The 8455-nt window shown below is 75.6% G+C and carries 6 protein-coding genes; all 6 read left to right on the top strand.

Features of this window, described 5'->3' with window-relative positions:
- Positions 1–3 precede the first annotated feature (3 nt).
- From AC1DWH_RS03980 to AC1DWH_RS03955, 6 genes are read left to right on the top strand one after another with little or no spacing between them, the layout of a single operon-like run.
- Positions 4–960, top strand: a complete 957-nt coding sequence (locus AC1DWH_RS03980) for an AAA family ATPase (RefSeq protein ID WP_477092564.1) — start codon at positions 4–6, stop codon at positions 958–960.
- Between the two features lie 2 nt (positions 961–962).
- The gene (locus AC1DWH_RS03975; RefSeq protein ID WP_477092563.1) at positions 963–2111 is read left to right on the top strand and encodes a DUF58 domain-containing protein; all 1149 of its coding nucleotides are present in this window, start codon (positions 963–965) and stop codon (positions 2109–2111) included.
- The gene (locus AC1DWH_RS03970; protein WP_477092562.1) at positions 2108–4378 is read left to right on the top strand and encodes a transglutaminase TgpA family protein; all 2271 of its coding nucleotides are present in this window, start codon (positions 2108–2110) and stop codon (positions 4376–4378) included. The genes AC1DWH_RS03975 and AC1DWH_RS03970 overlap by 4 nt, the downstream gene beginning before the upstream one ends.
- A gap of 20 nt (positions 4379–4398) precedes the next feature.
- Positions 4399–5529: an RDD family protein gene (locus AC1DWH_RS03965; RefSeq protein ID WP_477092561.1), complete on the top strand. Its 1131-nt coding sequence runs from the start codon at positions 4399–4401 to the stop codon at positions 5527–5529.
- 10 nt (positions 5530–5539) lie between these two features.
- Positions 5540–6967 (top strand): outer membrane protein assembly factor BamB family protein, encoded by a 1428-nt coding sequence (locus AC1DWH_RS03960; protein ID WP_477092560.1) that lies wholly within the window; start codon positions 5540–5542, stop codon positions 6965–6967.
- Between the two features lie 5 nt (positions 6968–6972).
- Positions 6973–8442 carry an outer membrane protein assembly factor BamB family protein gene (locus AC1DWH_RS03955; protein ID WP_477092559.1) on the top strand — a complete coding sequence of 490 codons (1470 nt, stop codon included), beginning with the start codon at positions 6973–6975 and terminating at the stop codon, positions 8440–8442.
- Positions 8443–8455 lie beyond the last annotated feature (13 nt).

Genomic DNA, 8455 nt, shown 5'->3' with positions numbered 1-8455 from the left:
ACAATGACCCCCGAGCAGAGCATCTGGTTCGCCGAGACGTTCGACGCACTCGTGTCCAACGTCGGTCTGGCGCTGCTCGGCAAGGAGCACACGGTGCGGCTCGCGCTCACCGCCATGGTCGCCGAGGGGCACCTGCTGCTCGAGGATGCACCGGGCACGGGCAAGACGTCGCTGGCCAAGGCCCTCGCGGCGACCGTGCAGGGCAGCCACCACCGCATCCAGTTCACGCCGGACCTGCTGCCGTCGGACGTGACGGGCGTGACGATCTACGACCAGAGCACCCACCGGTTCGAGTTCCACCCCGGTCCGATCTTCGCGTCCGTGGTGCTGGCCGACGAGATCAACCGCGCCTCGCCCAAGACGCAGGCCGCGCTCCTCGAGGTCATGGAGGAGGGCAACATCACCGTCGACGGCGTCACGCACCCGGTGGGTCGGCCGTTCATGGTCATCGCGACGCAGAACCCGATCGAGCAGGCCGGCACGTACCGGCTGCCGGAGGCGCAGCTGGACCGCTTCCTCATCAAGACGTCGCTCGGCTACCCGGACCGCGCGTCGACCATCGAGATCCTCGCCGGCGCCAAGGACCGCACGACGAACCTGACCCCACGGATCACCACGCAGGCGGTCGGCACGATGGCGGACATGGCGCAGACGGTGCACATCGACGAGGTCGTCCTCGACTACGTCGCGCGGCTCACCGAGGCGACGCGCGACGACTCCCAGACCGCGATCGGCGCCAGCGTGCGCGGCGGTCTGGCGCTCGTGCGCACCGCGAAGGTGTGGGCCGCAGCTGCGGGCCGCGAGTACGTCATCCCCGACGACGTGAAGGACCTCGCCCAGCCCGTGCTCGCGCACCGCCTGCTGCTGGACACCGAGGCCGAGTTCGCCGGCGTCACCGCGACCGAGATCCTCGCCCGGATCCTCGAGACCACGGCACCGCCGGCCCTGCGGGTGGGCTGATCGTGGGTCTGCGGGTCTCGCCGATCGGGTGGGGGGTCGCCGCGCTGGCGGCCCTCGGCCTCGTGCTGGGCCGGTGGACCGGGTGGCTGGAGCTCGCGGCGGTCGGCGCCGCGCTGACGGCGGTGCTGGTGGTGTCGCTGCTGATGACGGCGGGTCGGGCCCGGTACGCGATCACGCTCGACATGGCCGACCGCCGGGTCAAGGTGGGGGAGCGCGCCCTGGGCCGCCTCGAGGTGCGCAACGTGGCCCGTCGCCGGTCGCTGCCGTCGCGCGTCGAGCTGCCGGTCGGTGCCGCGGTGGCCGAGTTCGGGGTGCCCGCGCTGAGCCCGGACGCCACGCACGACGACCTGTTCGCCATCCCGACCGCCCGCCGCGCGGTGATCGTCGTAGGCCCGGTGCGGTCGGTCCGCGGCGACCCGTTCGGTCTCGCGCGACGCAGCGTGCGCTGGACGCGACCGGTCGAGCTGTTCGTGCACCCGCTGCTGGTCTCGCTGGCGGGCGCGAGCGCGGGCCTGCTGCGCGACCTCGAGGGGCAGGCGACGCGCGACCTGTCCGACTCCGACCTGTCCTTCCACGCTCTGCGCGACTACGTGGCGGGCGACGACCGCCGGTACATCCACTGGCGGACGACGGCCCGCCGCGGCAGCCTCATGGTCAAGCAGTTCGAGGACACGCGGCGCACCACGACCGCCCTGGCGCTGGCCACCGACCCCCGGGACTACGCCTCGGACGACGAGCTCGAGCTCGCGGTGTCGGTGCTCGCGTCCGTCGGCGTGCAGACCATCCGCGAGGAGCGTGACCTCGTGGTGCTGGCCGGCCCGGGCCGGCTGCGGGTCGAGACCCCGCCCCTCCTGCTGGACGACTGCTCGGGGATCGCGCTGGCGGCGTCCGGGGCGGGTGCGACGCTCCTCGGTCGGCGCGTGGTCCGGGAGGCGCCGGAGGCGTCCGTCGCCATGCTCATCACGGGCTCCGTGCCCAGCGACACCGACCTACGCCTCGGCGCCCGGCACGTGCCCGTCGGCACGCGGACGGTCGTCGTGCGGTGCACGCCCGGCGCCGACGTCGCCGTCCGCACGCAGGGCTCGCTGAGCCTCGCGACGATCGGCCGCCTCGACGACCTGCCCCGGCTCCTGCGGCGCGTGACGGCATGACCCGGTCGCCCGGTCGCGCGGCCGTCGACGTCGCCTGCCTCGTCGGCACCCTGGCCGTGGCCCTGACGCCGCTGCTCGAGGTGTACGGCGGCACGACCGCCCTGCCGGCGCTCGTGGGCGGGCTCCTGCTGGGCGCCACGGTCTCGGCGCTCGGCGCAGCCCGCCGCTGGTCCGCGATCACCGTCGTCGCGGTGCTCGTGGTCGTCTACGTGCTGGCCGGCGGTGCGCTGGCCGCGCCGAGCACGACGATCGCGGGGATCGTGCCGACGCCGCAGACCGCGCTCGAGCTCGCCCGGGGTGCGGCGTCGACGTGGAAGCAGGTGCTCACGCTGCAGCCACCCGTCGGCTCCGGCGGCACGCTGCTGGTCGCGATGTACTTCCTCGCCCTGGTCGGGTCGGCGCTCGCCGTCTCGCTGGCGCTCCGGCTCCGCAACGGCGCGACGGCCGCGTCGGCGGCTCTGGTGCCCGTGGCCGTGACGATCGCGGTGATCGTGCTGGGCACCCGTCGCCCGACCGTCCCGCCCGTGCTCACCGGCCTGGTCCTCGTCGTCGTGCTGCTGCCCTGGGCGTCCTGGCGCGCCGGCCTGCTGCGTGCCCGGCGCGTCATCGCCACGGGCCTGCTCGCCGTGGTCGCGGTGGGCGCCGGCGTGCTCGGCGCGCCGGTGGTCGCCGGCGGCACCGACCGCCTCGTGGTGCGCGACGAGATCGTCCCGCCGTTCGACCCGCGGGACTACCCGAGCCCGCTGTCCGCCTTCCGCGAGTTCGTGAAGCAGGAGGCCGACACGACCCTCTTCACGGTGTCCGGGCTGCCCCAGGGAGCCCGCGTGCGGCTGGCCACGATGGACCGGTACGACGGGGTCGTCTGGAACGTGGCCGGCGACGGGTCCGCGGAGGCGTCGGGCGAGTTCCGCCGCGTCGGCGACCAGATCGACACGACGGTCCGGGGCGACCAGGCGCACGTCGAGTTCACCATCGACGCCCTGAGCGGGGTGTGGCTGCCGACGGTCGGCCAGGCCACGTCGTTCGACGTCCCCGACCCGGACGCGGCCAGTGCCCTGCGCTACAACGACGCGACCGGTGCGGCCGTGCTGACCGGCGGCGTGCGGCACGGCCTGCAGTACGGCGTCGACGTCGTGGTGCCGCGGGACCCCGACGACGCCGAGATCGGCCGGGCACCCGCGTCCGACATGGCCCAGCCGGCGCTGACCGGCGCGCCGGACATCGCCGCGGTGACCGCCGCGGACGTCGCCCGGGACGCCGGCAGCCCCGTGCAGATCAGCCGGGCGCTGGCCACCTGGCTCTCGGAGGAGGGCTTCTTCAGCCACGGCATGGAGGTGTCGGGCACGGAGTCGCTGTCCGGGCACGGCGCCGCGCGGATCACCACCCTGCTGGGCGGGGACCTCATGGTGGGCGACGGTGAGCAGTACGCCGCTGCGATGGCCCTCATGGTGCGCGGGATGGGCCTGCCGGCCCGGGTGGTCCTGGGGTTCGTGCCCGAGGCCGGCACGGGGGAGAGCGCCGGCGACGGTCCCGTCGCGGTGACCGGCAAGGACATCCAGGCGTGGGTCGAGGTCGCGTTCCAGGGCTACGGCTGGGTGCCGTTCGACCCGACGCCGCCGCCGGAGCAGACGCCGCAGCAGGAGGACCAGCACAAGCCCTCCGAGCCGAACCCGCAGGTCGTCCAGCCGCCCCCGCCCCCGCCCGCCGCGGTCACGCCCCCGGACGAGGACACCGAGCAGCCGCAGACGGACGACCCCGACACGGGCGACGACGCCAACGCCCTGTGGTGGCGGATCGCCCGCGTGGCGGGGGTCGTCAGCATCCCGCTGGTGCTGCTGGCCGCCCCGCTGGTGCTCATCGTCGCGCTCAAGGCCGGCCGTCGTCGTCGCCGCCGCCGCAGCGCCGATCCCGTGGTCCGCGTGGCCGGCGGCTGGGACGAGGTCCTCGACGCCGCGCGGGACCTGCGCCGCCCGGCCGGCCGGCTGGCGACGCGCAACGAGTCCGCTCGCACGCTGGCCGCGTCGTTCGCCGATGCCCCCGACGGAGCCGTGGTCGCCGCCCGGGTGGGTGCGCTGGCGCGCTCCGCCGATCAGGCGGTGTTCAGCCCCGGCGCTCCGAGCGCCGCGCAGGCCACCGCATACTGGGCGGACGTCCAGGTGACGGTGGACGCCATGGCGCACAGCGTCGGCTGGCGTCGCCGGGTGCGGGCCCGCGTGTCGACCGCGTCGCTGCGAGACCGTCGCCGACGACGTCCGAAGGGAACCTGATGAGAAGCCAGGGAGGCCGGGTGCCCGAGCTCGACGTCGCCGACGGCCACGAGGCTCCGCCCGCGACCCTGGGCCGGCGGTTCGCCGCCGGCCTGATCGACGGTGTGCTGCTGGTCGCGGTCCTGACGCTCGGCCTGCTCGCCGACGAGCGGCTGCTCGTGGTCGCCGCGGCCGCGCTCGCGCTGGTCGTCGTCGTGGTCCAGTGGGTGCTCCACGGCCGGCTGGGGTGGACCGTCGGGCGGCGAGCGACCGGGATCCGGACGCTCGACGTGGAGACCCGTCGTCCGATCGGCATGGCGCGGGTGCTGCTGCGCGGGCTCGTGGTCGCCGCGGGTCTGCTGGCGCTGGGCGTGGGCGTGCTGCTCGTGCTGGTCTCGCCGACGTTCGACCGCACGGGCCGTCGGCGAGGGTGGCACGACCTGGCTGCCGGGGACGAGGTCCTCGACGTCCGGTCGGCGCCCCTCGAGCCGGTGGCCGAGCTCCCGCGCGCCGAGCGCGCCCCCGTTCCCGTCCCGGCTGCCCCGCCGCGTCGCGTGACGGCCGTGCCGGGGTGGGCCGTCGCCGCACCGCCGGCCGACGCCGGGACCGCGTTGCTCGACGTCCTCCTGGAGGAGGGCCGGCCCGCGGGGCTCGTCCTCGCACCTGTCTCGCCGCAGCGCAGCGGGCCCGACCTCGACACCCGGGCCACGCCGGTCGTCCGGCAGGTCGGCCTCAGCTACGGCCTCGCGCCCGAGCTCGAGATGACCCGTCCGGCGGGCCCTCGGGACGACCTGCTCGCGCTGCCCGTGGACTCGGTCGCGGTCGACCGGGCGGTGGCGGAGGTCGAGCTCCTGGACGGTCGCCGGATCATCATCGAGCGCACCGCGCTGGTCGGGCGCAACCCGGCGTCGGACGCGGACGTCCAGCTGGTCCGCGTGGTGGACCCGGGGCGGTCCGTCTCCAAGACCCACCTGCAGATCGGGGTCGAGCCCGGCGGCGTCTGGGTCGCGGACCGCGGCTCGACCAACGGCACGGTCGTCACGCTGCCGGACGGCGGCCAGGTGGTGTGCCGCGTCGACCAGCAGGTGCGCCTGCGGGTCGGCTCCACGGTCACGTTCGGCGACTGCGCGCTGCGCCTCGTCCGGGCTCCGGGGACGCAGCCGGTGTCCTAGAGTCGGGGGCATGGCGGACCGGCGCCTGGCTGCACGGATGCAGCTCGTCGAGATCGAGGACGCCTCGACCACGACGCCTCGGCCGCGCCATCCCGACGACGAGCCGCCGCCAGGCCTCCCGCCCGCCGGTGAGCACCCTCTGCGGCGCTGGTGGCCCGTCGCCGTGCTCGCTGTGCTGTGCCTGGTCGCGGCGGCCATGGTCGCGTCCGCGCGGGACCGTGCCTTCGTCGCCCGCATCGCCGCCGTGCCGGGGATGGTGCGGCCGCTGGACTCGGCGCCCACGCGGCTCTGGGACGTCGAGGGTCGCACGATCAACGGCACCGTGCTGGCCGCCGACGGGTCGCTCGTCGTCCTCGCGGAGGGCGAGGACTCGTGGGACGTCACGGCGCACGACCCGACGACGGGGGCGACCCGGTGGAGCGTGCCGGTGGCGCCGGCCCCCCGCTCGGGCTTCGAGAGCGCGGCCGTCCTCTGTCCCGCGCAGAGCTCCGATGCCGGCTCGCTCGTGCTCTGCCTCGTGCGCGAGCCGCAGGTCGTGTACTCCGCCGACGCCTCGATCCAGGAGGCGCCGCACATCACGGTCCTCCCGCTGTCCGCACGGGACGGCACGCGGACGGGCGGGTGGGAGATCCGCGGGGCGGTCGTGGGGGTCGAGCGGGTGGACGACGACCTGGTGATCGGCGAGCTGCAGGACGACGGGCACCTCAAGGTGGAGCGTCGCAACGGTCGCTCGGGCGCGGTGGTGTGGTCCTACGTCTCGCCCGGGGTGATGGCCCAGCTGCTGTCCGCGTCCGTGACGGTCACCCCGCCGTTCGTCGTGCTCGACGGCGAGTCCACGATCGTGCTCGACGCCGCGGGCGGACGCACGGTGTTCGAGGGCGCCAGGTTCAGCAGCTTCGAGATCGGCAGCGTCGGCGACCGGTTCGCGACGTGGGCGCCCGTGGGTGGCGGGCTGATGCACGGCGCCGACGGGGCCGCGCTCTACCCGGTGGCGGGCCTGCCGGTCCAGCTGGCCGCGAACGACGGCTCGGAGCCCACCCTGGCGGTCGTGGACGAGGGACCGCAGGTGGCGGCCGTGGACCTGTCGTCGGGGGCCGACGTCTGGCGCACACCGACGATCCTGGACCCGAACGTGCTGGTGCGGCACCGGCTCGTGGCGTCCGGCGCGGGCAGCTACGGGGTGCTGGATGCGGGCGACGGCAGGATGCTGTGGTCCGTGGACACCGGTGATCTGCTTGTCTGGTCGCCGCTCTCGGACGGCACGCTGGTCATCGGCCCGGGGAGCTCTCCGGACGGGCGGCCGGAGCTGTGGGGGCTGGCGCTCGACGACGGCGTGCGCAGCTGGGCCGTCCCGCTGCCCGAGCACGTGCAGCACGTCGACGCGGTCGGCGGCCACGTGGTCGTGCGGACCGCGAACGACCTGATCGTGTACGGCTGACCGCGGTGGCGACGAGCGGGCTCAAGACCCCGATGCAGCGGGTGCGTCTCGACGAGGACGAGGCCGCGGTCGTCGAGCCGCTGCCCTCGGGCGCGCAGCGACTGCGGGGCTGGGTGGGTCGTCGGCCCGGACGGGCTGTCGCGGTGGCCGTCGCCGTGGTCGTCGTGCTGGCGACGGCGCTCGTCGGGGTCCCGCGCTGGTCCGCCGGACGAGAGCGTGCCGAGGTCCTGGGCGAGGCTGCGTTCCCGGGTGCCGTCCGCGCGCTCGAGGACGCGCCGCGCGCACGCTGGTCGACGGCGGTCGACGGCTCCGTCACGCCGGTGCTCGTCGGCGACGTCATCGTGGCCACCGCCGGGGCGCAGGGAGAGGACCGCCGGCTCGTCGGCCTGGACGTCGTGGCCGGCCAGCCGCTGTGGTCCCTGGCCCTGCCCGCGACGCCCGTCCCGGAGAACGTCCTGTGCCGACCGCTCGACGGCCTGCTCGCGTGCGTGGTCGGTCCGGCGCCCCCCACCGACCAGCAGCTCCTCGAGCCGCCGGACGCCACCGGTGAGGAGGGCGCGGCCGCGGTCCTGGTCGTCGACCCGAGCGACGGGACCGTGCTGTCCCGCAGCACGACGCCCGGGTGGATCGTCGCCACGGCCCAGGCCGGGACCGACCTCGTGGTCGCCACCTACGCGTGGGGGATGCTCACGGTCCGCCGGATCGACCCGGCGACCGGGGAGGCCCGGTGGGTGACCCAGCGCTGGTCCACCTTCCAGTCGGCGTCGAACGGGCGGGTCTCGATGACGGCCGCCGCGGGGCTCGTCTTCGCCGCGGGGAACGACGTGACCCTGGTGCTCGACGCGGTCACGGGCAAGCGGCTCCCTCGGCCGGCGGGGGCGACGGTCGCGGACCAGACCCGGCTGCTCGAGGACGGGACGCTCGTACGGACCCGCTACCGGCTTCGCGACGCCGGCGTGGACGCCGTCTCGGAGCTGTCGACCGGGAAGGGCGCCACGTGGGCCACGGTGCAGGGGGTGCTCGCGGCGCCGGCCGCCAGCGACGGCACGTCGGGCCTGGTGTTCGGCGCGGGCGGGTTGGCGGCGCAGACGGAGGGAGGTCGGGTCCGCGCGTACGACCGGGCGACCGGGGAGGCCGTCTGGCTCGCGGACGCACCGGCCTCCGAGGTCGCCGTGGACGCCGCCGACCGGGTGGTGCTGCGCGGCGGCAGCCACCTCGTCGGCCTCGAGGCGGCGACCGGGTCGCAGGTCTGGGCGCTGTCGTTCGGCCCGTCGGTGCGGCGGACGTTCACCGACGGGCGGCGCGTCGTCGTCGAGCACGAGACGGCCGACGGCACCCCGGTCCTGACCGCCGTCTCGCTCGACCGGGGGACCGACGAGTGGGACATGGTGTTCCCGATCGGGACCTCGCGCGCCGTCCGGCTGGGCTCCCACCTGTACGCGCTGGGCGACGACACGCTGGTGGCGCTGCGGTGAGACCGGCTTGCAC

This window comes from Cellulomonas sp. P2_F12 (assembly GCF_056403775.1).
The sequence above is the reverse complement of the archived record's forward strand: the minus strand, read 5'-3'. Positions and strand labels throughout refer to the sequence as shown.

Excerpts from the sequence above, each read along its gene's own strand:
- AC1DWH_RS03970 (WP_477092562.1), top strand. The coding sequence starts at position 2,108 with ATGACCCGGTCGCCCGGTCGCGCGGCCGTCGACGTCGCCTGCCTCGTC.
- AC1DWH_RS03980 (WP_477092564.1), top strand. The coding sequence starts at position 4 with ATGACCCCCGAGCAGAGCATCTGGTTCGCCGAGACGTTCGACGCACTC.
- AC1DWH_RS03960 (WP_477092560.1), top strand. The coding sequence starts at position 5,540 with ATGGCGGACCGGCGCCTGGCTGCACGGATGCAGCTCGTCGAGATCGAG.